Genomic DNA, 24,947 nt, shown 5'->3' with positions numbered 1-24,947 from the left:
GTCAGGCTGATTCAGGCGAAGACGGGTGGTCCGGTGCTCGGCGGAAGCGGCGAGGCGATGCCCGGCGCATAGCCGAGCGCGGGAATCGCGGCAGGGACCGGCGCGGCCCTTGCGAGGGCCTCAGGCAGCGCGGGGGTGTCGGGGACGATCGGCGCGACCGCGAGCGCGCCCCACGGGCAATGCTGGTCCTGCGCGGCGTCATGATCGCCGGCCTTCTCGCCATCCCTCTCGAGCGCGATCGTCAGCGTCGCGCCCGGGTTCGCCGGGTCCGAACAGACGCGGACGGTGATCGACCCGCCGCTGTCGGTTTCGATCATCCACCCCGGCGCGACGAGCATGCGCGCCGCGAGCGCGAACAGCACGGGCAGCAGGAGCAGGATGCCGGGACGGCGAAAGGCGGCGAGGATGCCCACGACGCGGGCCTTATGGCGCGGGGCGCGGCAGCGCAAGCGGACATAATGTCCACGCACCCCTTATTCCGCCGCCGCCTCGTCGGTCTTCTTGCCGGTGCGCGTCCACGGATACAGGAACTGGCCCCAATAGGCCTTCGGCACATCTTCGGGGATGCCGTAATTCCGGGGCCAGCGGTCCTTGGGCAAATGGAAGGTGCCGAAGATCTTGTCGAGCCAGGGAAAGTGGATCGCGAAATTGACGTCGAACGCCTCGCGTTCGAGCCCGTGGTGCCAGTGGTGGAAGCGCGGGGTAGCAAGCCAGTGGCCGAGCCGGTTGAAGCTGCCCCCGACATTGGCGTGGAGCAGCGACGACCAGACATAGACGAAGCCGATATAGGCCTGCATCACCGAGGGCGCGAAACCGAGCGTGAACAGCGGCAGCGAGGTGATCGAGCGCAGGAGGATGATCTCGACGAAGTGCATCCGCGACCCCGCGAGCCAGTCCATCGATTTCGCGCTGTGGTGGATCGCGTGGAATCCCCACAGGAAAGGGAATTTGTGGAAGCTGCGGTGGAACCAATATTGCACGAAATCCGACGCGACGAGGACGATGGCGAACTGGACGAACCACGGCAGCGACGCGACCCCGGCGCGGAACGCGGCCCAGCTCGACGTATGGTCGTTGACGAAGGCCTGCGGCGCGAGCGCGAGGAAGCTCAGTATCTGCACGAACATCGTGCTGACCAGATAATAGAAGAGATCCTCGCGCCATTCGGTACGGAACAGGCGTTGCGCGCGGCGATGCGGGAAGGCGCGCTCCAAGGGCGCGAACATGAAGCCGGTGACGAGCAGATTGACGATGAAGAAGTCGAGCCCGAAGAAAATGCCCCAGTCGCGCGTTTCGGCGGGCTGGACATTGGCGCCGCCGAGCAGCGCCGCGGCGAGCCCGATCATCAGCGCGGTCAGCCCGAGCACTTTCCGGGGGCGTAGCAAGAGGCTGAGCAGCGCAAGGCCGTAGCTGACGAGCAGGGTCAGGTGGACGAAGCCGCGAAAGCCGGTCCAGTTCTTGACGATTTCGAGTTCGGGGGTCGCGAACCAGTCGGGAAAGCGCAGCGCGATGACCAGAAAGAAGCCGGTGATCGCGAAGAGCAGCCCAAAGAAGCCCGACAGCCAGCCGCTGCCGAAACGCCGCACTTCGGTATGCGATTCGAGATCGCGCATGAGCGTGTTCAGATAGTCGCGTCTGGCCATTCTCTCCGCCCCCAACTCTCGTCATGCCGGGCTTGATCCGGCATCCATTCTCGCCAAGCTGTGATCGACCCCGGATCAAGTCCGGGGTGACGAAAAATACTGATCAAAGCGCTAACCCGCCGCCTCCACGATCTTCGCCCACTCCGCCTCGTCGATCACCTTGATTCCCAGCGCAGCCGCCTGCTTGAGCTTCGACCCCGCGCCGGGGCCCGCGACGACGAGGTCGGTCTTCGCGCTCACCGAACCCGCGGCCTTGGCGCCGAGCTTTTCGGCCTGCGCCTTCGCCTCGTCGCGGCTCATCGTCTCGAGCTTGCCGGTGAAGACGACTGTCTGGCCCGACACCTCGCTGTCGCGCGTCTCGACCACATAGGGCGGCGGCGCGACCTCGGAGAGCAGGTCGTCCCACAGCGCGCGATTGTGCGGTTCGTGGAAGAAATCGCCGAGCGCCTCGCCCACCGCGACGCCGATGCCGTCGGCGCGGACTTCGAGGATCGACTTGATCGTCTCGACCTTGCGCGCGAGATATTTGCCGTCGGATTCGCCCTCGGCCTGCGGATTGGCGTCGAGATAGCCATGGATCTCGGCGGCCTTTTCGGGGAGCCGCGACAGCTCGCCCAGCCCTTTCATCAGGTCGCGCGCGGTGACCGCGCCGACATGGCGGATACCGAGCCCGAAGAGCAGCCGCGCCGCGTCAGGCTGGCGCTTCGCCTCGATCGCGGCGAACAGATTGTCGACCGACTTGTCCTTCCACCCCTCGCGGCCAAGCAGTTCATCGCGATGATCCTTCAGCCGGAAGATATCGGCTGGCCCCTTGTCGAGCCAGCCCAATTCCAGAAACTCCGCGATGCTCTTCTCGCCCAGCCCCTCGATATCGAGCGCACCGCGGCTGACGAAATGCCGGAGCCGCTCGAACTTCTGGGCGTTGCAGATGAGGCCGCCGGTGCAGCGCACGTCGACCTCGCCTTCCTCGGCGACCGCCTCGCTGCCGCACACCGGGCAATGGTCGGGAAAGGCATAGTCCGCCCGCGCCTCGTCGCGCGTCAGATTCTCGACCACCTGCGGGATGACATCGCCCGCGCGCTGGACGACGACACGGTCGCCGGGCCGCACGCCGAGGCGGCCGATCTCGTCGCGGTTGTGCAGCGTGACGTTCGACACCACCACCCCGCCGACGGTGACGGGGGTGAGCCGCCCCACCGGGGTCAGCTTGCCGGTGCGGCCGACCTGGATGTCGATGGCCTCCAGCGTCGTCTGCGCACGCTCGGCGGGGAATTTATGCGCGATGGCCCAGCGCGGCGCCTTGGCGACGAAGCCCAGCCGCGCCTGCCAGTCGAGCCGGTCGACCTTGTAGACGACGCCGTCGATATCATAGGGCATGTCGGCGCGCTCGGCCTCGATCGCGCGATAATGGTCGAGCACCGCCTCGATGCTCTCGAAGCGTTCCAGCAGCGGCGACACGGGAACGCCCCAGCCCTCGATGCGCTTCATCATCGCGAACTGCGTCGCCTCGGGCACGTCGCTGACCTCGCCCCAGCCGTGCGCAAGGAAGCGCAGCGGGCGCGACGCGGTGATGCTCGCGTCCTTCTGGCGCAGCGAGCCCGCCGCGGCGTTGCGCGGGTTGGCGAACTGGCGCGCCTTTTCGGGGTCTTCGGCCTCGGCGAGCAGCCGTTCGTTGAGCGCGGCGAAATCGGCCTTGGCCATATAGACCTCGCCGCGAATCTCGAAGATGTCGGGGGCATCACCCTTCAGCGTCTGCGGAATATCGGCGATCGTACGCACGTTCGGCGTGACGTCCTCGCCCACCGTCCCGTCGCCGCGCGTCGCGGCCTGCACCAGCTCGCCCTTCTCGTAGCGCAGCGAGCAGGACAGGCCGTCGATCTTGTCCTCGGCGGTCAATGCAACCGCCTCGTCCCCGTTCAGATTGAGGAAGCGCCGCACCCGCGCCACGAACTCCGCGACATCTTCGTCCGCGAAGGCGTTGTCGAGGCTCATCATCCGCTGCCGGTGCGCAACCTTGGCGAGCGGCGACGCTTCGACCGCGGCGCCGACGAGCCGGTTCGGGCTGTCGGCGCGGATCAGGTGCGGGAAGGCAGCCTCGATCGCATTGTTGCGCCGGACGAGCGCGTCGTAATCGGCGTCGCTGATCTCCGGCGAATCCTCGGCGTGATAGAGCTTGTTGTGGTGCGCGATCGCCTTCGCGAGCCGCATCAGTTCGTTGGCGGCTTCGGCCTCGGTCAGCGATTCGACATCTTTCATGCGCCGGCTTTTGCCACCGGCTTGAACTCGGCGCGAGACCCAAATCCCGCAATCAGCGGCCGCCCCTTCGCGATCGCCGCCTGCACCGCGGGCAATTGCAGCGACGCCGCGTGCGCCGCCTTGTCGGCCCACAGCTCGACGATCCACAGCGCGTCGGGGTTTTCGGCGTCCTCGCCGACCAGATAGGCGAAATTGCCCGGCATCGTATCGGTGCCCTCGGTCAGGATCGCGGCGAGGGCGGCGCGCTGCCCCGGCTGCGCGATCATCTGGCCGATCAGGCCATATTGCGGATGGTCTTCTTCCATGATCGTCTCCAAGGCCCGCAAGGACCGCACGGGCAACATCGCCGCGAAGGCGGCCAGCGCGGCAAGGTGCGTGCGCCGGTCGATCACCGCGCGATCACCAGCACATGCACCTGCCGCCGGATGCGAAAGCCGAGCGATTCATAGAGCGCGATGGCGCCGGCATTGTCGGCATAGCTGTGCAGGAACGGCTGTTCGCCGCGTGCCACCATCGCGCGCATGACATGGCCGATCAGTGCGCGGGCATAGCCGCGACCGCGACAGTCCTCCCACGTGGCAACCCCGCTGACCTCGGCCATGCCGGGCATCAACATGCGCTGCCCCGCCATCGCGAGCAGCCGCCCATTCTCGCGAATCCCGAAGAAGGGACCGTAGCGATGCGTCGTCGCGCCCCATGGTCCGGGCTGCGCATGCTCGGCGAGCGCCGCCATCTCGGCCGCATCGGCATCGGACAGCGATAGCATCGGCGGCTCGCTATCCCGCGCTGCCGGCGGCGCCCCCTCGGCGATCATCTGCGCGAGCACCGCGCGCTTCACCTCGCGCGCGCCGGGCGGAACCGGCCACGGATCGCCCTCGACGATCCATAGCTCGCCGCCGTCCGGCACGAGCGCCGCGAGCGCCGCCTGCGCCTCGGCGCTCCGATCCGCGGCGGCGCCGAACGGTCCATAGCCCCGATCGATCCGCACCGCCGCCCGGCGGTCCCCGTCGGCCAGATGCGCCTGCCGCCCGGTAAGCATGCTCCAGACTGGACGGTCGAGGGGGTGGGGCGCAGTCATTCCTCGCCTTCGGGATGATATTCGCGCGTCACGGCGATTTCGCCAACGATCGCGGCGTTGAAATTGTCGAGGTCCTCGGCGGGAATCCAATATTCCTGATGCGCGCGGCCGCCCGCCGTCTCGATCCGATAGCCATCGAGATAGGATTTCAGCACTTCAAAGCGCGTCACATAACCGCTGCCGCTCGCGCGAACATTCCAATCGCGCGCGATCTTGATCGCATAATCCTCAGTCGTCACCGGATAGAAGATCGGCTGCTCGGGCAAGCGCGGCGGAAACGCGCGCATCCCGCTTTCGCGAATCAGCGCCAGTTCTTCGGGCCCTACCGGACGCCAGAGGGTGATCGTCGGTTTGGCTATCACACCACCTCCAGCAACCGTTCCGCCTGCGCGCGCGCTTCGGCCGTCACCTCGGCGCCGGAGAGCATCCGCGCGATTTCCTCGCGGCGACCGGCGGGGTCGAGGGCGCGGACACCGGTGCGGGTGACCGTTCCCTCGCTCGATTTGGCGATGACGAAGTGCGCCGCGCCCTTGGCCGCGACCTGCGGGCTGTGTGTGACCGCGAGCAATTGCTTGCCCGCGCCCGCCAGCCGCGCGAGCCGTTCGCCGATCGCGCTCGCGACCGCGCCGCCGACGCCGCGATCGATCTCGTCGAAGATGATCGTGTCGGCGCCGCCCTCTTCGGCGAGCGCGACCTTGAGCGCGAGGATAAAGCGCGACAGCTCGCCGCCGCTCGCGATCTTGGCGAGGGGGGCGAAGGGCGCGCCGGGGTTGGTCGAAATCAGATATTCGACGCGGTCGATCCCGTCCGCCCCCCAGCGCTCGGCGGGCAGCCGTTCGACGAGCGTCTGGAATCGCGCGGCGTCGAGCTTGAGCGGCGCGAGTTCGCTCGCCACCGCGGCATCGAGCCGCGCCGCCGCCCTGGCCCGCTGATCGGAGAGCGCGGTCGCCGCGTGGGTATAGGCCGCCACGGTCTCGGCGACCGCCGCCTCCAGCTTCGCGAGCCCCGCGCTGCCGCCCTCGATCGCGTCGAGCCGCGCCGCGAGGTCACCCGTCAGCTCGGCGAGTTCGTCGGGCTGGACGTTGTGCTTGCGCGCCATCGCGCGCAGTTCGAACAGACGCGTCTCGGCCGCCTCCAGACGCTCCGGATCATATTCCATCGCGCGCGCCGCTTCGTGCAGCTTCGTCTCGGCCTCGTCGGCGTCGATGATCGCACGGTCGAGGCTGGCGAGCGCCTCGGCGAGCAGCGCATGGTCGCCCGCGAGCCGGTCCAGCCGCCGCGCCGCGCCGCGCAGAAGCGCCGGGCCGCCGGCGCTGCCATCGAAGGCTTCGAGGATCATCGCGAGATCGCCCGCGATCTTCTCGCCCTTCTGCATCGCGGCGCGTGCTTCGGCCAGCTCGGCTTCCTCGCCCGGCTGCGGGGCGAGCGCGTGCAGTTCGGCGACGCAATGTTCGAGCCATTCGCGATCGCGCTCCGCCTCGCTCACCGCCGCCTGCGCCGCCGCGAGCTTCGCCTCGGCGGCGCGCCATGCGGCGTGGGCCTCGGCCACCGCGCCGGCGTCGGCGCGCGCGTAGGCGTCGAGCAGCGCGCGGTGCCCCGCGGGCGCGAGCAGGCCGCGGTCGTCGTGCTGGCCGTGGATTTCGACCAGATGGCCGCCGATCTCGCGCAGCAGCGCCGCCGAGCAGGGCTGGTCGTTCAGGAAAGCGCGGCTGCCGCCGTCGGCCCTCAGCGTGCGGCGGATCAGCAGCGGCTCGCCGGCTTCGAGCGCGATGTCGTTGTCGGCGAGCAGACCGGCAAGCGCGGTTCCCGGCGCCGGCGGCGCGAAGCTCGCGGTCACCTGCGCCTTGTCGGCGCCCTGCCGCACCAGCCCGGTATCGGCGCGCATCCCGAGCGCGAGGCCCAGTGCGTCGAGCAGAATCGACTTACCCGCCCCCGTCTCACCCGTGAGCACACCGAGCCCGGCCTCGAAATCGAGGTCGAGCCGTTCGATCAGCACGATATTGGCGATGGAGAGCGCCGTCAGCATGACCCGCTCTTATCGCAGAACAAAATGCGAATCTATCGCGCGATGCGTCAGGCCTGCGGTGCGTATTTCCGCATCAGGTCGAAGGAGCGCTTGTACCATTTGCTGCCCGGATAGTTGGCGCCGAGGACGGCGGCCGCCTTCTTCGCCTCGGCGGGGATGCCGAGCGCGAGATAGCATTCGGTCAGGCGATAGAGCGCCTCGGGCGTGTGGCTGGTGGTCTGATATTTCTCGGTCACCTCGCGGAAACGGAGCGAGGCGGCGAGCCAGTTCGAGCTGCGCTGATAGAAGCGGCCGATCTCCATCTCCTTGCCCGCGAGATGGTCGCGCACCAGGTCCATCTTGACCCGCGCGTCGGCGGCGTAGCGCGTGTCGGGATAGCGGCGGATCACCTCGCCGAGCGCGGCCTGCGCCTGCTGGGTGATCTTCTGGTCGCGGGTCACGTCACTGATCTGCTCATAGTAGCTGAGCGCGATCAGATAATAGGCGTAGGGCGCATCCTTGTTGCCCGGATGGATCGCCAGAAACCGCTGCGACGCCTCGATCGACGGCGTATATTCGCGGTCCATATAATAGGAAAAGGCGCTCATCAGCTGCGCGCGGCGCGCCCAGGGCGAATAGGGATGCTGGCGCTCGACCTCGTCGAACAGCGCGGCGGCGAGCTTGTACTGGTTACGGTCGAGCCGGTCCTGCGCCGCGCGATAGAGCGTGCTGACGTCGCGCGCGACATAGCGCGTGTCCTTCTTTACCCCGCCTCCCCCGGCGCAAGCCGCCAGCATGGGCGTCATCACGAGAGCGGCGGCGAGCAGGCGCACGGCGGCGCGCGAAGAAACGGGATGAGTCATGCGCGCGGTATAGCCACAGCGCGGATGAACGCAAAATAAATGATCGCGCGTTTCGGCGCTTTGCCCCGCTATTGCGCCGGCGCGCCGGGCGCCGCCGCGCTCGCCGCCTTGACGATACAGCCCTGCGGCGCGTCGGCGGGCGCCGGAACGCGGCGCGCGGCCTTGATCGTCACCATCGGATCGAGGATCTGGCCCTTCATCGGCCCGTCACCTGCAGTGGGCGACAGCGGCGCGGCGAAAATCTTCTCCGCCACGTCGCGCCCGCCAACGATCTCGCCGAATACCGCGAAGCCCGCGCCGTCGCCGCCCTGCGCGTCGGCGTCGAAGCCCTTGATGTCGGAGAGCAGCAGAAAGAAGTCGGTGGTCGCGTCGCCGGGGTTGAGTCGCGCCATCGACAGCGCGCCGTCGCAATTGGTGAGCCCGGTCGCGGTCGTCGGCTCGTGCTTGATCGGCGGGAAGTTCTTCGCCGCATTGCCGCGATTGCCCGCCTGGATCAGGCGGCCCGCCGGGCCCCAACTCCGAGTCGCACGATAGAATTTGAACCCGTCCATCCGCTTCGTGTCGACATAGCGCAGGAAATTGGCGGCGGTGACCGGCGCGCGCTTGTCCTCGACGCGCACGGTGATTGTCCCGAGATCGGTGACGAGCGCGACATAGGGTCGCGTGTCGGGCGCGGCGGGGGTTGAGGGCGGCGCGGCGGTCGTGGGTGCCGGCGGCGTCGAATCGGGCTGCGTTGCGACGGGCTGGGCGGCGAGAGCGAGGAGCGGAAGGAGGATCGTGAGCATGGCCTTGGCATAGCTCAGATGGGGCGGGTGTGGCGAGCCCTTGCTTGGGGCGGGTGGCGGCCGGTTGCAGCTGTCGCCCCCGCGGAGGCGGGGGCCGCTGTCGTTTTACGCAGCGGCGCAGGAATAGGCCTCCAGCGGCCCCCGCCTTCGCGGGGGCGACGAGTCATGCAACGGCAACTCCCCACCCCAAAGCGGTCGATCACGCAAAAAAGGGGCCGCTTTCGCGGCCCCTTTCCTGTTCGCTTTACGGGCGATCAGTCCTTCAGGAAGTCGGGCACATGGCCCTGATCCTCGGGACCTTCGCTGCGCTCGCGGCGCGGGCCGCGGTCGCCGCGGCCTTCGCCGTCGCGGCGCGGACCGCGATCGCGGCCGCCGCGGCCCCGGTCGCCGTCACGGCGCGGACCGCGATCGCCGCGATCCCCGCGCTCGCGCGGTTCGCGCGGCGGGCGCGTGTCTTCGAGTTCCTCGCCGGTTTCCTGGTCGACGACGCGCATCGACAGGCGGACCTTGCCGCGCGGGTCGATCTCGAGAACCTTGACCTTGACCTCCTGGCCTTCGGACAGGACGTCGGCGACCTTCTCGACGCGCTCGTTGCGGATTTCGCTGACGTGGACGAGACCGTCCTTGCCGCCCATGAAATTCACGAACGCGCCGAAATCGACGAGGTTGACGACCTTGCCGTCGTAGATCTTGCCGACCTCGGCTTCCTCGACGATGCCCGCGATCCACTTGCGCGCCGCCTCGATCTGGTCGAGGTCGCTCGACGAGATCTTGATCAGGCCCTCGTCGTCGATGTCGACCTTGGCGCCGGTGGTCGCGACGATCTCGCGGATCACCTTGCCGCCGGTGCCGATGACGTCGCGGATCTTCGCCTTGTCGATCTGCATCGTCTCGATGCGCGGCGCGTGCGCCGACAATTCGCTGCGGGTTTCGCCGAGCGCCTTGTTCATCTCGCCGAGGATGTGCGCGCGGCCTTCCTTGGCCTGGGTCAGCGCGGCCTCGAAGATTTCCTTCGTGATGCCCGCGATCTTGATGTCCATCTGCATCGTGGTGATGCCTTCGGACGTGCCCGCGACCTTGAAGTCCATGTCGCCGAGGTGATCCTCGTCGCCGAGGATGTCCGACAGGATCGCATAATCCTTGCCTTCGAGGATCAGGCCCATCGCGATGCCCGAGACCGGCCGCTTGATCGGCACGCCGGCGTCCATCATCGACAGCGAGCCGCCGCACACCGACGCCATCGACGACGAGCCGTTCGACTCGGTGATGTCGCTGGTCAGGCGGATCGTGTAGGGGAAGTCGTCCTTGGTCGGCAGCACCGGGTGCAGCGCGCGCCAGGCGAGCTTGCCGTGGCCGACTTCGCGGCGGCCCGGGGCGCCGAAGCGGCCGACTTCGCCGACCGAATAGGGCGGGAAGTTATAGTGGAGCATGAAATTCTGGTACGACAGGCCGTTGAGGCCGTCGACCATCTGCTCGCTTTCCTTGGTGCCCAGCGTGCAGGTCGCGATCGTCTGCGTCTCGCCGCGGGTAAACAGCGCCGAGCCGTGCGCGCGCGGCAGGAAGTGCGTTTCGGCGACGATCGGACGGATCTGCGTCGTGGTGCGGCCGTCGATGCGCTTGCCGTCCTTGAGGATGGCGGTGCGGACGATTTCGGCCTCGAGCTTCTTGATCAGCTTGATGCCGGCCATCACGCTCTGCGGGTCGAGCCCGTCGGCGACGAACTGTTCCTTCGCCTTCGCGCGCGCTTCGTTCAAAGCGTTCGAGCGCGCCGACTTGTCGGTCAGCTTGTAGGCGGCGGCGATGTCCTTGCCGATCAGCTTCTTGAGCTTGTCCTTGAGCGCGGCATTGTCGTCCGACGACGCCATCTCCCAGGGATCCTTGGCGGCCTGCTCGGCGAGCTTGACGATCGCCTTGACGACTTCCTTGCACGCGTCGTGCGCGAACAGGACGGCGCCCAGCATGATCTCTTCCGACAGCTCATTGGCTTCGGATTCGACCATCATCACCGCGTCGTAGGTCGCGGCGACGACCAGATCGAGGTCGCCCTCGGCGACCTGCTCGTCGGTCGGATTGAGGATATATTCACCGTCGACATAGCCGACGCGCGCGGCGCCGATCGGGCCCATGAAGGGCACGCCCGAGATGGTGAGCGCGGCCGACGCGGCAACCATCGCGAGGATGTCGGGCTCGTTGTGGCCGTCATAGCTCAGCACCTGAGCGATGGCGTTGATCTCGTTATAGAAACCTTCGGGGAACAGCGGACGGATCGGACGGTCGATCAGGCGGGAAACCAGCGTTTCCTTTTCGGTCGCGCCGCGTTCGCGCTTGAAGAAGCCGCCCGGGATGCGCCCCGCGGCCGAATATTTTTCCTGATAATGGACGGTGAGCGGGAAGAAATCCTGCCCTTCCTTGACCGACTTGGCGGCGGTCACGGCGCACAGGACAACCGTTTCGCCCAGCGTCGCCATGACGGCGCCGTCGGCCTGGCGGGCGACCTTACCCGTTTCGAGGGTCAGCGTTTCACCGCCCCACTCGATCGATACTTTTTTCACGTCGAACATGATGTTTCCTTCGCCCGCCGGGCCCTATGCCGGGCGGGGCCTCTGATTCCGGGCGATCCGGCCCGGGGCGGTGTGGGGCGCTTTGATGCCCCTGTGGCGGTCCCGCCGGATGCGGGAGCGGCCCTGTGGCCGCGCACATAGGCGGGCGGCCAATATGACAGCGGCCCCGGAAGTCCGGGGCCGCCAGAAATTCTTATTTGCGCAGACCCAGCTTCGCGATGAGCGCCTGATAGCGGCCCTCGTCCTTCTTGCGAAGATAGTCGAGCAGGCTGCGGCGCTTGTTGACCATCATCAGCAGCCCGCGGCGGCTGTGATTGTCCTTGTGGTGCGCCTTGAAGTGATCGGTCAGCGTGTTGATGCGGTCGGTCAGGATCGCGACCTGGACTTCCGGCGAACCGGTGTCGCCCTTGGCACGGGCATTGTCCTTGATGACTTCGGCTTTGCGCTCGGCGGTAATCGACATATTCGTTTTTCCTCGAACATCCTGCTTACAGATTGAAGCCCCGCACGACCTTCAGCGTTCCCGCCGAAACCTCTATCAGGGCGATGGGACGATATTCGCCGTCCCGTCCCCAATAGAGCCCGTCGTGCGTGCTTACCCCGGTCCAGACGCGACCCTGACGGATCGCCCCTGCCGCTTCCGGGGAAAGGTCCAGAGCCGGGATGTCGACCAGCCCTGCCTCCAGCGGCAGAATAATCTCTGATTGCGCGGCCCCTTGGCCGAAAGCGTTCAATTTGTCCAGCGAAATCGCGTCGTCGAGCGTGAAGGGCCCCGCTTTCGTGCGGCGGAGCATGACGACATGGCCGACGCTGCCGACGGCCTGCGCGATGTCGCGCGCAAGGCTGCGGATATAGGTGCCTTTCGAGACATGGGCGGTAAGGGTGATGCTGTCGAGCCTCCCTTCCTCCTTCTCGTCACCCCGGACTTGATCCGGGGTCCCGCTTTCCGGCGCCGCTGAGCGGGACCCCGGATCAAGTCCGGGGTGACGAAGGCTGAAGACCGTCACCCCCCGCGCCTTCATCTCGACCGCTTCGCCCTTGCGCGCCAAGGCATAGGCGCGCTGGCCGTCCACCTTGATCGCGGAAAAGGCAGGCGGCACCTGCTCGATGTCGCCGGTGAAGCGCGGCAGCACGGCCTCGATCTCGGCGAGCGTCGGCCGCACGGCGCTGGTCGCCACCACCTCGCCTTCGGCGTCGAGCTCCGCGGTCTCGGTCCCGAAAGCCACGGTAAAGTCGTAGACCTTGCTCGCATCGAGCATGCGGCCGGTCAGCTTCGTCGCCTCGCCGAGCGCGATCGGCAGCACCCCCGACGCGAGCGGATCGAGCGTGCCGCCGTGGCCGACCTTGACCTTGCCCAGCCCGGCTTCGCGGCACACGCGTTTGACCGCGCCCACCGCCTGGGTCGAGCCGAGCCCCACGGGTTTGTCGAGGATGATCCAGCCGTTCATCCGCCGCTAGGGCCAGAATCTGCTAATTCCGCGATCGAGGCGTCGAAATGGTGAAGATATCGGGTCTGGGCGGGTGCAGCGGGTAGCATCGCTACCCGCAAGGCCGCGCGGGCCCGAGATCGAAGCCATTTCGACGTCCCTGCGGGATTTGACCGATTTTGCCCATGGCTTCGTCGGCAAGTCTTGAAATATCGACATATTCCTGCGCCTTGCCTCCTCGCCCTGGGCAAAATCGCTTCAAACCTCGAACGCGGAATTAGCAGATTCTGGCCCTAGGCCGGCGCGGCGCGGCTTGTCAATTTTCGGCGGAATTTTCCGCCTTCGTGTCGGCGATGTCCTTTGCCTTGTCGCGTTCGGCCTTCGACGGCGGCGGCGCCGAATTGACGAACGACACGAGGGGACAGCGTTCGCCCCGCACGATCAGCGTCGCGAAGCGGTCGAGCCGCGATTGGCCGCGCGTATCGAAGCCGATCGCCTGCGCGAAATCGACATCGCGGCAAATGCCGGCGAACAGGCCGTAATACCAGTCGCCGCGGCGATCCTGCACCCAGATGCCGCGCTCGCGATCGGCGCGCCAGTTGCGGATCGTCGTGTCGCTGGGAAAGACGATGCTCGCCTCGGCGCCGATCTCGCGCGGCGCTTTCGCGGGCTCGTCGGCCGCCGCTGCAGAAAGGGGAAGCAGCATGGCGGCCAGGGAGAGTGCGAGTTTCTGTTTCATGGCGCGGTGCCTAGCACAACCCGGCTGAACGGGTGCTGACTTGCGAGCGCCCTATCCTTGCCACTCCTCCGCCAGCAGCGACCAGAGGCCGGTATCGCGCACATGCCCCGTCCAGGTGATACGCTCGGCGCGCAGCACGCCTTCCCTGGTGGCGCCGAGCTTCGCGACCGCCGCCTGGCTGCGCGCATTGCGCTCGTCGATGCGGAATTCGACACGGCGGATGCCGACCGCGAAGGCGTGCCCCAGCATCAGCCGTTTCAAGCGCCCGTTGAGCCCGGTGCCACGCACGTCGGGATGGATATAGCTGTTGCCGATTTCGATCGTCTGCGCCGAAACGTCGGGACGCAGCCAGGCCGTCATGCCGACCAGCCGCTCGCCGGCGAATACCGCGTAGGGCATACGCGCGGGGTTCGCGAGCAGCGTGGTGAAGGTGGCGTCGAAATGCCCGGGGTCGAAGCTCGACGCATAGATCGGCCAGATATCGGGGTCGGCGGCGCACGCCGCGCCCAGCGCCGCGCGATGCGCCTCGACGAGCTTGACGAGCCTCAAGTCGCCGTCGACGAGTTCGGCGTAGAGACGGTCAAGCATCGGCGCCCACCTCCCCTGGCGCTTCCGCTGCCTGCCGCCGCTTTTCCATGAAGTGCCGCCGGCACATCGCGACATAGCGGTCGTTGCCGCCGATCTCGGTCTGGGCACCCTCGACCACCGCGCGGCCGCGTTCGTCGACGCGCAGGTTCATGGTCGCCTTGCGCCCGCATTCGCACACCGCCTTCAATTCGACGAGCGCATCGGCGAGGCCGAGCAGAGCCGCCGAGCCGGGAAACAAATTCGCCGCGAAATCGGTGCGAAGGCCGTAGCAGAGCACCGGAATATTCGCCTCGTCGGCGAGCCGCGCGAGATCGAGCACCTGCGCGCGCGTCAGGAATTGCGCCTCGTCGACGAGTACGCAGGCAAGCGGGCGCTCGGCGTTCTCGACCTGCACCGCCGCCCACAGGTCGCTGTCGGGGTCGAATTTATGCGCCTCGGCCATCAATCCGATGCGGCTCGTCACCTGCCCCGCGCCGTAGCGGTCGTCGAGCGCCGCGGTCCACAGCATCGTTTCCATACCGCGCTCGCGATAGTTGAAATCCGCCTGAAGCAGCGTCGTCGACTTGCCCGCGTTCATGCTGGCATAATAGAAATAGAGCTTGGCCATGCGCCGAGCGATACCGCCTTGGCCGCGCCAGGCAAATCGAAAATCAGGCGACCCCGAGCAGCGCGCGGAAGCGCCCGGGCTGCGGCACCAGATCGGTGAGCCGATAGCCGTCGAGATGCGTCAGGAACGCCGCGAGCGCCCCGCCGAGCGCGCCCTGCAAGCCGCAGCCGCCGCACACCGGGCAGGTCGAAGTCGCGGGGTCCATGCACTCGACCAGCCCCTCCAGATTCTCGAACTCGCGCACCACCGTGCCGACGATCACCGCCTCGGGTTCGCGCGCCAGCGTCAGCCCGCCGCCGCGCCCGCGCTGCGCGCTGACATAGCCGAGCGCCTGCAGCCGCTGCGCGACCTTGGCGAGATGGTTGCGCGAAATGCCATATTGGCCCGCGATCTCGTCGACCGACATCTGGCGGCCGGTCGCGGATAGCGCCATCAGGATGCGCAGGGCATAATCGCTATGGAGACTGAGCCGCATAAAAGTGGTATATTAGATATTGCTTTTTGCGGCAACCCGCTTAAAGAGGTATTTCAGATACTCAATATAGAGTCGGAACATTATGACGACACGAACGGTCCAGGCCCATCCCCACGCCATCGCCGCCCGCGAGGAGCGACGCGCCGAGGCGCTGGCCATGGGCATCGACGAGCCTTTCATTGCCGAACTGGTCGATCGCTTCTACGCCTCGGTGCGCGAGGATGCGATGCTCGGCCCGATCTTCGACGCGCGCATCGACGACTGGCCGAAGCACCTCGGCCAGATGAACCGCTTCTGGCAGTCGATCCTGCTCAGCGCCGGCAATTTCACCGGCAATCCGATGATGAAGCATCTGGCGATCCCGACGATCGGGCAGGAGCATTTCCAGCAGTGGCTACGGCTCTTCTACCGGACGCTGCACGATATCGCCCCGACCCCGGAAGCCACCGCCCATGTCGGCGCGAAGGCGCGGATGATCGCCGAGAGCCTGCTCACCGGCATCTGGGTTCACCGCGACCGGGGCGATCCCCTCGCGAAGAAAGTGGAGTTGCCCGATGTCTGATCTCCCCTCCGTTCCCCCGCCCGTCTATCGCTCCAACGATCCCTATGAAACCAGCGGGGTCCAGGCGGGCTTCCAGCTTCCGCGCTCGACCTGGCACGCGCTATTCGCCTGCTATGCGGTCTTCTTCCTCGGCATCTTCGCGGCGACCGGGCGCGATGCGGCGACGGTGATGATGCTCGTCATCTCGGGCCTCTACATGCTGATGTTCTTCGGCACCGCGAAGCTGCTCAATGCACAAAAGGGCCGCGAGCATGATTCGCCGCTCGACCGGACGGACGGCGTGCTCGACACCTGGACCGGACCGATGGACCGCCACACCGTCGCGGCGCAGATCCTCGCGGTGCCCGCGGGCTTCGCTTTCCTCGGCGTCACTTTCGTCATCGTCCGGGCGACGGCAGGTTTTTAGACCGTGACCGTGCCGATCGCCGAGCGCGGGCCGCCGCTTCCCTCCGGCGCCCGCGCGTACCGGCGGATCGGTCCGTTCGGCGCCGACACGATTCCCGCCGGGCTGCTGCGCCGCCACGACCTCAAGGACGGTGCCTGGGGCCTGCTGTCGGTCCTTGCCGGGTCGATCCGCTTCCACTGGGACGACGAGACGGGGGGCGCCCGCCTGCTGAAACCTGGCGACACGATACTGATCCCGCCCCGCGTTCCGCACCATCTGGAACGGCAAGGGTCGGTGACGATCGAAATCGCCTTCTGCGCGTCGCAAGAATGACATTTTTTGAATCGTCATTGCGAGCGGCGAAGCCGCGCGGCAATCCAGAGTGGGCGTAAACCGCTCTGGATTGCTTCGCTCCGCTCGCAATGACGAGGGCAGGTGATCCACGCCCCTTGCCCCGCTTGACTCGCCGCCGCCCGCTGTCATGCTGCGCACAAAAACCGCAGCATGACAGGGAGAGAGCTGCCTATGCGCCTGATGCCGGTGACCGACGCGATGTTCCTGTGGGGGGAAAGCCGCGAGATGCCGATGCACATCGGCGGCATCAACCTCTACACCCTCCCCGACGATGTCGACGAGACCGAATGGCTGAACGAGCAGCTCGCGCTGCTCCGCCAGTCGGAGGGGCTGCGGCGCCCGTTCAGCGAGGTGCTGAAGCTGACCCCGCTCGGCCAGTACGGCCCGATCCGGCTCGAACCCGACCGCGACATCGACATGCACTATCATGTCCGCGCCGCGGCGTTGCCCAAGCCGGGGCGCTACCGCGAGATGTTCGAACTCGCCTCGCGCCTCCATTCGGGGCTGCTCGACCGCACCCGGCCGCTGTGGGAGATCACGCTCATCTCGGGCCTGCCGAACCGCCAGATCGCGACCTTCAAGAAGATCCACCATGCGCTGATGGACGGCGCGGCAAGCATCCATTTCTATAATTCGATGCTGTCCCCCGACCCCGAGGAGCGGCGCACCGCTTCGCCGCTCTCGGTCGAGGCCTATGAAGCCTATAAGCGCCGGTTTCCCCCGCCCAAAAAGGCACCGCGCCCCAGCCTGACCGACATCGGCGCGATCGGCGAGTTCCTGAAGGAGCAATGGGGGAACAGCGTCGGGGTGAGCAAGGCGCTGAACCAATATGCCGCGGCGATGTTCGGCCTGGGCGGCGAAGGGCTCGTCACGCCCTTCGCCGGCGTGCCGCGCACCAGCTTCAACCGCAACATCACCGGCGCGCGCCGCTTCGTCGCGCAAAGCTGGTCGCTCGACCGCGTCCGCGCGGTGGGCAAGGCCTATGACGGGACGATCAACGACGCGGTGCTCGGCATGTGCGCGGGCGCGATGCGGAAATATCTGCAATCGCTGAACGAACTGCCCGACAAGCCGCTGAAGGCGATGGCGCCGGTGTCGATCCGTCCCAAGGACGACGTCGATTCGGGCAATTCGGTCACGTCGGTGACCGCCAATCTCGCCACCCACATCGACGATCCCGCGACCCGGATGGCGGCGATCCAGGAATCGATGAACGCCGCGAAGGCGCAATTGCGGGCGATGACCGCGCAGCAGATTCAAATCTATACCGCGATCACGCAAATGCCGCAGATGCTCACCGCGCTGACCCGCACCGCCGACAAATTTCCCGCCTATTCGGCAACGATCTCGAACGTTCCGGGACCGCGCGAGCAGATGTACTGGAACGGCGCGCGGCTCGACGGCATGTATCCCGCGAGCATCCCGGTCGACGGCATGGCGATGAACATCACCCAGGTCAGCAACAACAGGAATATCGACTTCGGCATCACCGCCTGCCGCCGCAGCGTCCCGCATGCGCAGCGGATGATCGACTATCTAGAGGATGCACTGGTCGAGCTGGAGGCTGCGGCGGGGATCAGGAAGGCGAAGTAGGACGCCCGCGCGGGCTTCGGCGAATCCGCTTTCGCACTCCCCCGAAACGCGCGATACGCCATGGTCAGAACGGCTAGCCGGAAGACGGGTGACCATGCCGACATTCGTCATCTCATCGCTCGCGGCCGCCGCGCTCCTGCTCGCGGCGCCGGCCGCCAGCGCCCCCGCGACCCTCGCCTACCGCATCGACAGCGCGGCGAGCCGCGTCGACGCGAAGGTCGGCTTTCTCGGCATCGGCAGCCGCACCGCCCATTTCCCATCGGTATCGGGCAGCGTCGCGCTATCGCCCGCCGCGATGGACCGGATCGACCTCGACGTGGCGATCGACGCGCGCCAGCTCACCGCGAGCGACGCGCTCACCACGGGGCGGCTGAAGGGCAGGAATTTCTTCGACGTCGACCATCATCCGATCGTCCGCTTCGCCGGCCATGCGCTGGCCATGACCGGCGCAACGACAGGCAATGTGTCGGGCGACCTCACCGCGCGCGGCGTGACGAAGCCGGTGGTGCTCGCCGTCACCTTCTCCATCCCGCCGGCGCGCGCGACCGGACGCGAGACCATCGACCTCACCGGAACGACGACGATCAACCGCCGCGATTTCGGCATGACCGCCTATTCGTTCATCGTCGGCCGCAAGGTGCGGATCATCATCAACACCCGGCTGGTGCCGGGCTGATCAATCCTCGGCCGGACCCAGATCGCGCGCGACCTTCGGGTCGCGCAGCAACGCGTCGATATGGCTCGCTTCGTCGAAGCTCTCGTCGGGCAGGAATTTCAGCTTCGCCGCATATTTCATGCGAATGCGGTGCGCGACCTCGCGCTGGAGATAGGCGGTGTTGGTGCGCAGCGCCTTCAACACCGCCGCCTCGTCGCGGCCGAGCAGCGATTTCACGAAGACGGTCGCGTGGCGGAGGTCGGGCGACATGCGAACCTCGGTCACGCTGACCGGATGCGTCGCGAGCACCTCGTCGTGGACATCGCCGCGCTGGAGGATTTCGGAAAGAACATGGCGCACCTGCTCGCCCACGCGCAGCACGCGAACCGAGGGGCCCTGATTTTGGTCGTTATGTCGCATTTCCAATTCCCCTCCCGCTTGCGGGAGGGGTCAGGGGTGGGCCTGACCTGAAACAATCTCAAAAGGGGCCCACCCCCCCCAACCCCCTCCCGCAAGCGGGAGGGGGAGTAGATTACAGCGTCCGTTCGCGCAGCTCGACCTCGAAGACTTCGAGATGGTCGCCCGGCTTGATGTCGTTGGTGTCCGCCAGCACGACGCCGCACTCGAGGCCCGCGCGCACTTCGGCGACGTCGTCCTTGAAGCGGCGGAGCGAGGCGATGGTCGTCGCCGAGACGATGACGTCGCCGCGGGTGAGGCGCGCGTGAAGCCCCTTGCGGATCGATCCCTCGAGCACCAGCAGGCCCGCGGCCTTGTCGCGCTTGCCGGCGGGGAAGACTTCCTTGACCTCGGCGCGGCCGACGACATTCTCGATGCGCTCCGGACCCAGTTCGCCCGCCATCTCCTTCGCGACTTCCTCGGTCAGGTGATAGATGACGTCATAGTACATGAAGCGCACCTTCTCGCGGTTCGCGATCTCGCGCGCCTTGGCGTTCGGGCGGACGTTGAAGCCGATGATCGGCGCCTTGGTCGAGGCGGCGAGCGTCACGTCGCTCTCGGTGATCGCGCCGGCGCCCGAATGGAGCACGCGGACGCGAATCTCGTCGGTCGACAGCTTGTTGAGCGCGTTGACGATCGCCTCGACGCTGCCCTGCACGTCGCCCTTGATGACCACCGGATATTCGATGACATTGGCCTTGTCGGCGAGCGCCGAGAACATGCCTTCGAGGCTGACCGGCGCCTGCGCCGTCCGCTTCTTCAGCGCCTGTTCCTGGCGATAGGCGGCGACCTCGCGGGCGCGCGCCTCATTCTCGACGACGGTCAGCGTATCGCCCGCCATCGGCACGCCGCCGAGGCCGAGGACCTCGACCGGCATCGACGGGCCGGCTTCCTTGATCTGCTGGCCCTTGTCGTTGACGAGCGCGCGGACGCGGCCGCTTTCGGCGCCGCAGACGAAGATGTCGCCGACCTTGAGCGTGCCGCGGCGAACGAGAATCGTCGCCACCGGACCACGGCCCTTGTCGAGCTTCGCCTCGACCACCGTGCCTTCGGCGGCGCGGTCGGGGTTGGCCTTCAGCTCCATGATCTCGGCCTGCACCGCGATCGCGTCGAGCAGCTTGTCGAGACCGGTCTTCTTGAGCGCCGACACTTCGACATTCTGGACGTCGCCGCCCATTTCCTCGACGATCACCTCATGCTCGAGCAGGCGCTCGCGCACGCGCTGGGGATTCGCGCCATCCTTGTCGATCTTGTTGATCGCGACGATCATCGGCACGCCCGCCGCCTTGGCATGGTTGATCGCCTCGATCGACTGCGGCTTCAGCCCGTCGTCGGCGGCAACCACCAGAATGACGATGTCGGTGACATTGGCACCGCGCTGGCGCATTTCGGTAAAGGCTTCGTGGCCCGGCGTATCGAGGAAGGTGACGAGTGACCCGTCGGGGGTCTTCACCTGATAGGCGCCGATATGCTGGGTGATGCCGCCGGCCTCGCCCGCCTGCACGTTCGCGCCGCGCAGCGCGTCGAGCAGGCTGGTCTTGCCATGATCGACGTGACCCATGATCGTGACCACCGGCGCGCGCGGCTTCAGCGCCGCGGCGTCGTCGACGTCCTCGTCGTGACGGATGTCGACATCGGCTTCGCTGACGCGCTTGATCTCGTGCCCGAATTCGGTGACGAGCAGCTCGGCGGTGTCCTGGTCGATCGTCTGGTTGACCGTGACCGGCATGCCCATCTTGAACAGCGCCTTCACCAGGTCCGCGCCCTTTTCGGCCATGCGGTTGGCGAGTTCCTGCACCGTGATCGTGTCGGGTACGACGACTTCGCGGACCTGCTTTTCGCGCGGCCCCGACGAAGTGATGTGCGAACGCCGCTCCTTTTCGCGGGCGCGCTTCAGCGCCGCTAGGCTGCGCGCGCGGGCACCCTCGTCGTCATTGAGCGCACGCGCGACGGTCAGCTTGCCCGACTGGCGGCGATTGTCGGCGCCGCGATTCGCCTTGGGCTCGGGACGCTTGGGTTCGGGACGCTTGGGCGCCTCGACCGGCGTGAAGCGGCGCGGCGCGGGGGCAGCCGTCGCCGCGGCGCGCGGCGCGGCAGCGGCGGGCGTGGCTTCGGCCGCAGGGGCTTCGGCCGCCTCGGGCTCGCTCGCGGCCGGCGCAGGCGCAGGCTCGGCGGTCTTGGCGGCTGCCTGCTCTTCGCGCGCCTCGGCGCGCTGCTTTTCCTCTTCGGCGGCGCGTGCGCGCGCGGCTTCCTCACGGCGGCGCGTTTCCTCGAGCGCGGCCATGCGGGCTTCTTCGGCTTCGCGAAGCAGTTGCGCCTGGCGTTCCTGACGCGACATCAGGCTGTCCGATTCGGTCGCGCGCGGCGCCGCAGGTTTGGGAGCCGGGGCAGGCGCGGGCTTCGGCGCGGGCGCGGCCTGGACTTCTTCGGGTTCGGGCGCGGGAGCGGCTTCGCCCGGACGTCCGATCACGCGGCGGCGCTTCACCTCGACGACCACCGTGTTGCGGCGCCCGTGGCTGAACTGCTGCTGCACCTGCCCGGCCTCGACCGTCCGCTTCAGCCCCAGGGGCTTGCGGGTAAGAGTCGGCTTGTCCTGTTCGTCACTCATCGAAAACCATCATTCCTTCAAAAACGCGCCCGAAACTTCGGAATCCGTGGACGCCGCCTCGTCTCCCGCCGCGCGGGAAGCCTCCGTCGGAACGCGGTTGGCCGCGTCCCTACTCCATCCGGTGAAAAACTGCCAGCGGCTCAAATGCGCCAGCACCCGGTCGGCGGCGCGGGCGTCGATTATCGCCAGATGCACCGCATTCTCACGCCCCAATGCCATAGATAGGGACTGCCGGTCCACCGGCAAGACCATCCCTTCGCGGCCCGAGCCTTCGTCATCCTCGCCGACGCGCCATGCCTGCGCCAGCTTCTTGCGTCCGTCCTCACCCGCATCCTGCGCGTGAAGCAGCAGGCGGACCTGCCCGCGCCGCGCCGCCTGCTCGATCTTGTCGTTGCCGCTGATCAACGTGCCCGCGCGCGATTCGAGCCCGAGCCGGTCGAGCGTCGCGCGCGCAAGCTGCGCCGCGATCCGCTCGCCGAGGTCGTCGGGGATCGCGATATTCCCTTCGTGCAGCGCCCGCGCGAGCCCGCCCTTGAGCTTGCCCTTCGCCTGCGCGGCTTCGAGTTCGGCGCGCGGCACGCCGATCCACGCGCCGCGCCCCGGCGCCTTGCCGTGGACGTCGGGCGCGATGGTGCCATCAGGCCCGAGCGCGAGGCGCACGAGTCGGTCGGCCGGCGAAACCTCGCCGGTCACCACACAGCGCCGCTCGGGCACGTGCTGGCCGCGCCCCTTTGCGCGGTCGGTGTCGCCTAGCTGATCATTGCGCGGGGTCCGCATCGGCGGCCTCCCCGGTTTGCGGCTCCGCCGCGGGCCCGGCTTGCGGCGCTTCGGCCACGGGTTCATCGTCGAACCAGTGCGCGCGCGCCGCCATGATGATCTCGTTGCCCTGCTCTTCGGAGAGGCCATATTCGCCGAGCACGCCGCCCTTGTCCTCGGCGCGTTCGCTGCGTTCGCGCGACGGGCCGCGGCGGTTGTCCTGCCGCTTCTTGGCGATCAGTTCGTCGGTCGCGAGGTCGGCGAGATCGTCGAGCGTCTTGATCCCCGCCTTGCCGAGCACGACGAGCATCGCTTCGGTCAGGTGCGGAATCTCGGCCAGATCGTCCTCGACCCCCAGTTCGCGGCGCTCGGCGCGCGCGGCTTCCTCGCGACGTTCCAGCCCCTCGGTCGCGCGGCTCTGCAGCTCCTGCGCCAGCTCCTCGTCGAAGCCTTCGATGCCCGCCAGTTCCTCGAGCGGCACGTAAGCGACTTCCTCGAGCTCGCCGAAACCTTCGGCGACCAGCAGCTGCGCGAGCGTCTCGTCGACGTCGAGCTCTTCCTGGAACATCGTCGAGCGTTCGACGAATTCGCGCTGGCGCTTCTCGCTCGCGTCGGCCTCGGTCATGATGTCGATCTGGCTGCCGGTCAGCTGGCTGGCGAGACGGACGTTCTGGCCGCGGCGGCCGATGGCGAGGCTGAGCTGGTCGTCGGGAACGACGACCTCGATCCGCCCGTCATCCTCGTCGATGACGACGCGCTGCACCGTCGCGGGCTGGAGCGCGTTGACGACGAAGGTCGCGGTGTCTTCGGACCAGGGGATGATATCGATCTTTTCGCCCTGCATTTCCTGGACGACCGCCTGGACGCGGCTGCCCTTCATGCCGACGCAGGCGCCGACGGGGTCGATCGAGCCGTCGTAGCTGATCACGCCGATCTTGGCGCGGCTGCCCGGGTCGCGAGCGGCGGCCTTGATCTCGATGATGCCATCGTAGATTTCGGGAACTTCCTGCGCGAACAGCTTCTTCATGAAGTCGGGGTGCGCGCGGCTCAAAAAGATCTGCGGCCCGCGCGTCTCGCTGCGCACCGACAGGATCAGCGCGCGGACGCGGTCGCCGACGCGCATCAGTTCGCGCGGAATCTGCTGGTCGCGGCGGATCACGCCCTCGGCGCGGCCGAGGTTGACGACGATGTGGCCGAATTCGACCGACTTGACGACGCCGGTGATGATCTCGCCGGCGCGGTCCTTGAATTCCTGATACTGGCGTTCGCGGTCGGCTTCGCGGACCTTCTGGAAAATGACCTGCTTTGCCGACTGGGCGTCGATGCGGCCCAAGTCGACCGCGGGCAGCGGGTCGACGATGAAGTCGCCGATCTTGGCATCCTTCTGCAGCTTCTGCCCCGCGGCGAGGTCGACCTGCTTGAAATAATCGTCGACCTGCTCGACCACCTCGACGACGCGCCACAGGCGCAGATCGCCGGTCTGCGGATCGAGCTTCGCGCGAATGTCGTTCTCGGCGCCGTAGCGCGCGCGCGCCGCGCGCTGGATCGCTTCCTCGATCGCCTCGATGACGATCGTCTTGTCGATCATCTTCTCGCTGGCAACGCTGTTCGCGATCGCGAGCAATTCGGCCTTGTTGGCGGAAATGGCAGTGGCCATCAGTCCTGTCCTTCTTCTTCCATATCGTCGGCGCCCTCGGTCGAGAGCGGAACGGTTGCGGCAATCAATTTGTCGGTGAGAACGAGCTTCGCGGTGTCGATCGCGTCGAACGGCAGCTTATGCTCGACCTCTTCCTTGTCCAAAATCGTCACGATATCGCCGTCGATCCCGACGAGGGTACCGTTGAAGCGCTGGCGCCCGTCCAGCTTCTCCTTGAGCGCCACCTTCGCCTCATGCCCCGCCCAGTCGGCGAAGTCGGTGCGGCGGGTCAGCGGCCGGTCGATGCCGGGCGACGAAACCTCGAGCCGGTAGGCGCCGTCGATCGGGTCCTTGCCCGCCTCTTCCAGCGCGTCGAGCCGTTCCGAGATGCGGCGCGACAGGTCGGCGCAATCGTCGATGGTGAGCTGGCGCGTGTCGGGCCGCTCGGCCATGACCTGCAGGGTCGGGTCGCTGTCGCCGCCGAAGAAGGCGACGCGCACGAGCGCAAGGCCCATCGCCTCGGCTTCGGGCGCGATGATCGCATTGAGGGCGTCGAAATCGACCAAAAGATGATCCCAAATCGGATGACCGGAAGAACCATGCGGAAACAGCCGCCGCGGCCCGCGGCCCCGACGTCCCAACTGGCTAACCATGTCAAGAAGTGCGTTGCATATAGGCGCGTTGGGGAGAGTCGGCAAGGGGGAATGGAGGGGCGGGTTGCGGCCGGTAGCAGACCTATCTTACATCGTCATCCCGGACTTGATCCGGGATCCATTCATCCGGCGCTGCGCGAATGGATCCCGGATCAAGTCCGGGATGACGAATATCTAAAACCGACCGCTTAGCGACATTCTGCGTCTCATAACGTCGTCATTCCCGCGAAAGCGGGAACCCAGCGTGAAGTCAGCCGACGCG

At 67.2% G+C, this 24,947-nt stretch carries 26 protein-coding genes; 5 read left to right on the top strand and 21 right to left on the bottom strand.

The genetic code is table 11. The features are described from left to right. Nucleotides 1–11: 11 nt before the first annotated feature. From ACOTSS_RS03440 to ACOTSS_RS03365, 16 genes are all read right to left on the bottom strand, one after another. Nucleotides 12–413 carry a hypothetical protein gene (locus ACOTSS_RS03440; protein ID WP_448690141.1) on the bottom strand — a complete coding sequence of 134 codons (402 nt, stop codon included), beginning with the start codon at nucleotides 411–413 and terminating at the stop codon, nucleotides 12–14. Nucleotides 414–473: 60 nt separating this feature from the next. Then, on the bottom strand, nucleotides 474–1,643 hold the full coding sequence (locus ACOTSS_RS03435) for a sterol desaturase family protein (RefSeq protein WP_448690140.1): 1,170 nt from the start codon (nucleotides 1,641–1,643) through the stop codon (nucleotides 474–476). A gap of 111 nt (nucleotides 1,644–1,754) precedes the next feature. Continuing rightward, on the bottom strand, nucleotides 1,755–3,899 hold the full coding sequence (ligA, locus tag ACOTSS_RS03430) for an NAD-dependent DNA ligase LigA (protein WP_448690139.1): 2,145 nt from the start codon (nucleotides 3,897–3,899) through the stop codon (nucleotides 1,755–1,757). Next, a complete protein-coding gene (locus ACOTSS_RS03425) occupies nucleotides 3,896–4,291 on the bottom strand; it encodes a putative quinol monooxygenase (protein WP_448690138.1) in 396 nt (131 codons plus the stop codon). The genes ligA and ACOTSS_RS03425 overlap by 4 nt, the downstream gene beginning before the upstream one ends. Further along, the gene (locus ACOTSS_RS03420) at nucleotides 4,288–4,977 is read right to left on the bottom strand and encodes a GNAT family N-acetyltransferase (protein WP_448690137.1); all 690 of its coding nucleotides are present in this window, start codon (nucleotides 4,975–4,977) and stop codon (nucleotides 4,288–4,290) included. Before ACOTSS_RS03420 ends, ACOTSS_RS03425 begins: the two co-directional genes overlap by 4 nt. Then, the gene (locus ACOTSS_RS03415; protein ID WP_448690136.1) at nucleotides 4,974–5,339 is read right to left on the bottom strand and encodes a hypothetical protein; all 366 of its coding nucleotides are present in this window, start codon (nucleotides 5,337–5,339) and stop codon (nucleotides 4,974–4,976) included. Before ACOTSS_RS03415 ends, ACOTSS_RS03420 begins: the two co-directional genes overlap by 4 nt. Continuing rightward, the gene (gene recN / locus ACOTSS_RS03410) at nucleotides 5,336–7,003 is read right to left on the bottom strand and encodes a DNA repair protein RecN (protein ID WP_448690135.1); all 1,668 of its coding nucleotides are present in this window, start codon (nucleotides 7,001–7,003) and stop codon (nucleotides 5,336–5,338) included. The genes ACOTSS_RS03415 and recN overlap by 4 nt, the downstream gene beginning before the upstream one ends. Before the next feature lie 47 nt (nucleotides 7,004–7,050). Next, complete coding sequence (locus ACOTSS_RS03405; protein WP_448691283.1) at nucleotides 7,051–7,788, bottom strand: outer membrane protein assembly factor BamD; 738 nt, start codon at nucleotides 7,786–7,788, stop codon at nucleotides 7,051–7,053. Between the two features lie 125 nt (nucleotides 7,789–7,913). Then, a complete protein-coding gene (locus ACOTSS_RS03400; RefSeq protein ID WP_448690134.1) occupies nucleotides 7,914–8,630 on the bottom strand; it encodes a peptidylprolyl isomerase in 717 nt (238 codons plus the stop codon). Between the two features lie 254 nt (nucleotides 8,631–8,884). Further along, nucleotides 8,885–11,191, bottom strand: a complete 2,307-nt coding sequence (gene pnp, locus ACOTSS_RS03395) for a polyribonucleotide nucleotidyltransferase (protein ID WP_448690133.1) — start codon at nucleotides 11,189–11,191, stop codon at nucleotides 8,885–8,887. Nucleotides 11,192–11,384: 193 nt separating this feature from the next. Beyond that, nucleotides 11,385–11,654 (bottom strand): 30S ribosomal protein S15, encoded by a 270-nt coding sequence (gene rpsO / locus ACOTSS_RS03390; RefSeq protein WP_095387625.1) that lies wholly within the window; start codon nucleotides 11,652–11,654, stop codon nucleotides 11,385–11,387. A 25-nt stretch (nucleotides 11,655–11,679) separates the two neighbouring features. Further along, nucleotides 11,680–12,639 carry a tRNA pseudouridine(55) synthase TruB gene (truB, locus tag ACOTSS_RS03385; RefSeq protein ID WP_448690132.1) on the bottom strand — a complete coding sequence of 320 codons (960 nt, stop codon included), beginning with the start codon at nucleotides 12,637–12,639 and terminating at the stop codon, nucleotides 11,680–11,682. A 295-nt stretch (nucleotides 12,640–12,934) separates the two neighbouring features. Beyond that, a complete protein-coding gene (locus tag ACOTSS_RS03380; protein ID WP_448690131.1) occupies nucleotides 12,935–13,357 on the bottom strand; it encodes a DUF6491 family protein in 423 nt (140 codons plus the stop codon). Between the two features lie 51 nt (nucleotides 13,358–13,408). Continuing rightward, on the bottom strand, nucleotides 13,409–13,945 hold the full coding sequence (locus ACOTSS_RS03375) for a GNAT family N-acetyltransferase (RefSeq protein ID WP_448690130.1): 537 nt from the start codon (nucleotides 13,943–13,945) through the stop codon (nucleotides 13,409–13,411). After that, nucleotides 13,938–14,552, bottom strand: a complete 615-nt coding sequence (locus ACOTSS_RS03370) for a thymidine kinase (RefSeq protein ID WP_448690129.1) — start codon at nucleotides 14,550–14,552, stop codon at nucleotides 13,938–13,940. The genes ACOTSS_RS03375 and ACOTSS_RS03370 overlap by 8 nt, the downstream gene beginning before the upstream one ends. Before the next feature lie 43 nt (nucleotides 14,553–14,595). Further along, on the bottom strand, nucleotides 14,596–15,027 hold the full coding sequence (locus ACOTSS_RS03365) for an RrF2 family transcriptional regulator (protein ID WP_095387630.1): 432 nt from the start codon (nucleotides 15,025–15,027) through the stop codon (nucleotides 14,596–14,598). Between the two features lie 82 nt (nucleotides 15,028–15,109). Between ACOTSS_RS03365 and ACOTSS_RS03360 the strand changes: the two genes are divergently transcribed. The 5 genes from ACOTSS_RS03360 (at nucleotide 15,110) to ACOTSS_RS03340 (ending at nucleotide 18,597) form a co-directional block, all read left to right on the top strand. Then, nucleotides 15,110–15,589 (top strand): group III truncated hemoglobin, encoded by a 480-nt coding sequence (locus ACOTSS_RS03360; protein ID WP_448690128.1) that lies wholly within the window; start codon nucleotides 15,110–15,112, stop codon nucleotides 15,587–15,589. Further along, entirely contained in the window at nucleotides 15,582–15,995 is a 414-nt protein-coding gene (locus tag ACOTSS_RS03355) for a hypothetical protein (protein ID WP_448690127.1), read from the top strand. The genes ACOTSS_RS03360 and ACOTSS_RS03355 overlap by 8 nt, the downstream gene beginning before the upstream one ends. A gap of 3 nt (nucleotides 15,996–15,998) precedes the next feature. Then, nucleotides 15,999–16,307: a DUF1971 domain-containing protein gene (locus tag ACOTSS_RS03350; RefSeq protein WP_448690126.1), complete on the top strand. Its 309-nt coding sequence runs from the start codon at nucleotides 15,999–16,001 to the stop codon at nucleotides 16,305–16,307. Nucleotides 16,308–16,499: 192 nt separating this feature from the next. After that, on the top strand, nucleotides 16,500–17,921 hold the full coding sequence (locus ACOTSS_RS03345; RefSeq protein WP_448690125.1) for a WS/DGAT/MGAT family O-acyltransferase: 1,422 nt from the start codon (nucleotides 16,500–16,502) through the stop codon (nucleotides 17,919–17,921). 94 nt (nucleotides 17,922–18,015) lie between these two features. Next, nucleotides 18,016–18,597, top strand: a complete 582-nt coding sequence (locus ACOTSS_RS03340) for a YceI family protein (protein WP_448690124.1) — start codon at nucleotides 18,016–18,018, stop codon at nucleotides 18,595–18,597. On the opposite strand, the gene rbfA is transcribed toward ACOTSS_RS03340, so the two are convergent. The 5 genes from rbfA to rimP all read right to left on the bottom strand — a co-directional run bounded on the left by rbfA (nucleotide 18,598) and on the right by rimP (nucleotide 24,598). Continuing rightward, nucleotides 18,598–18,996 (bottom strand): 30S ribosome-binding factor RbfA, encoded by a 399-nt coding sequence (gene rbfA, locus ACOTSS_RS03335; protein WP_448690123.1) that lies wholly within the window; start codon nucleotides 18,994–18,996, stop codon nucleotides 18,598–18,600. Between the two features lie 112 nt (nucleotides 18,997–19,108). Beyond that, entirely contained in the window at nucleotides 19,109–21,640 is a 2,532-nt protein-coding gene (infB, locus tag ACOTSS_RS03330; protein ID WP_448690122.1) for a translation initiation factor IF-2, read from the bottom strand. A gap of 9 nt (nucleotides 21,641–21,649) precedes the next feature. Next, the gene (locus ACOTSS_RS03325) at nucleotides 21,650–22,417 is read right to left on the bottom strand and encodes a DUF448 domain-containing protein (protein WP_448690121.1); all 768 of its coding nucleotides are present in this window, start codon (nucleotides 22,415–22,417) and stop codon (nucleotides 21,650–21,652) included. Then, nucleotides 22,398–24,053 (bottom strand): transcription termination factor NusA, encoded by a 1,656-nt coding sequence (gene nusA, locus ACOTSS_RS03320; protein WP_448690120.1) that lies wholly within the window; start codon nucleotides 24,051–24,053, stop codon nucleotides 22,398–22,400. Before nusA ends, ACOTSS_RS03325 begins: the two co-directional genes overlap by 20 nt. Beyond that, entirely contained in the window at nucleotides 24,053–24,598 is a 546-nt protein-coding gene (rimP, locus tag ACOTSS_RS03315; protein WP_448690119.1) for a ribosome maturation protein RimP, read from the bottom strand. Before rimP ends, nusA begins: the two co-directional genes overlap by 1 nt. Between the last annotated feature and the right edge of the window lie 349 nt (nucleotides 24,599–24,947).

It is taken from the genome of Sphingopyxis sp. NJF-3 (assembly GCF_053514865.1).
This window is presented reverse-complemented; position numbering and strand designations above follow the sequence as displayed.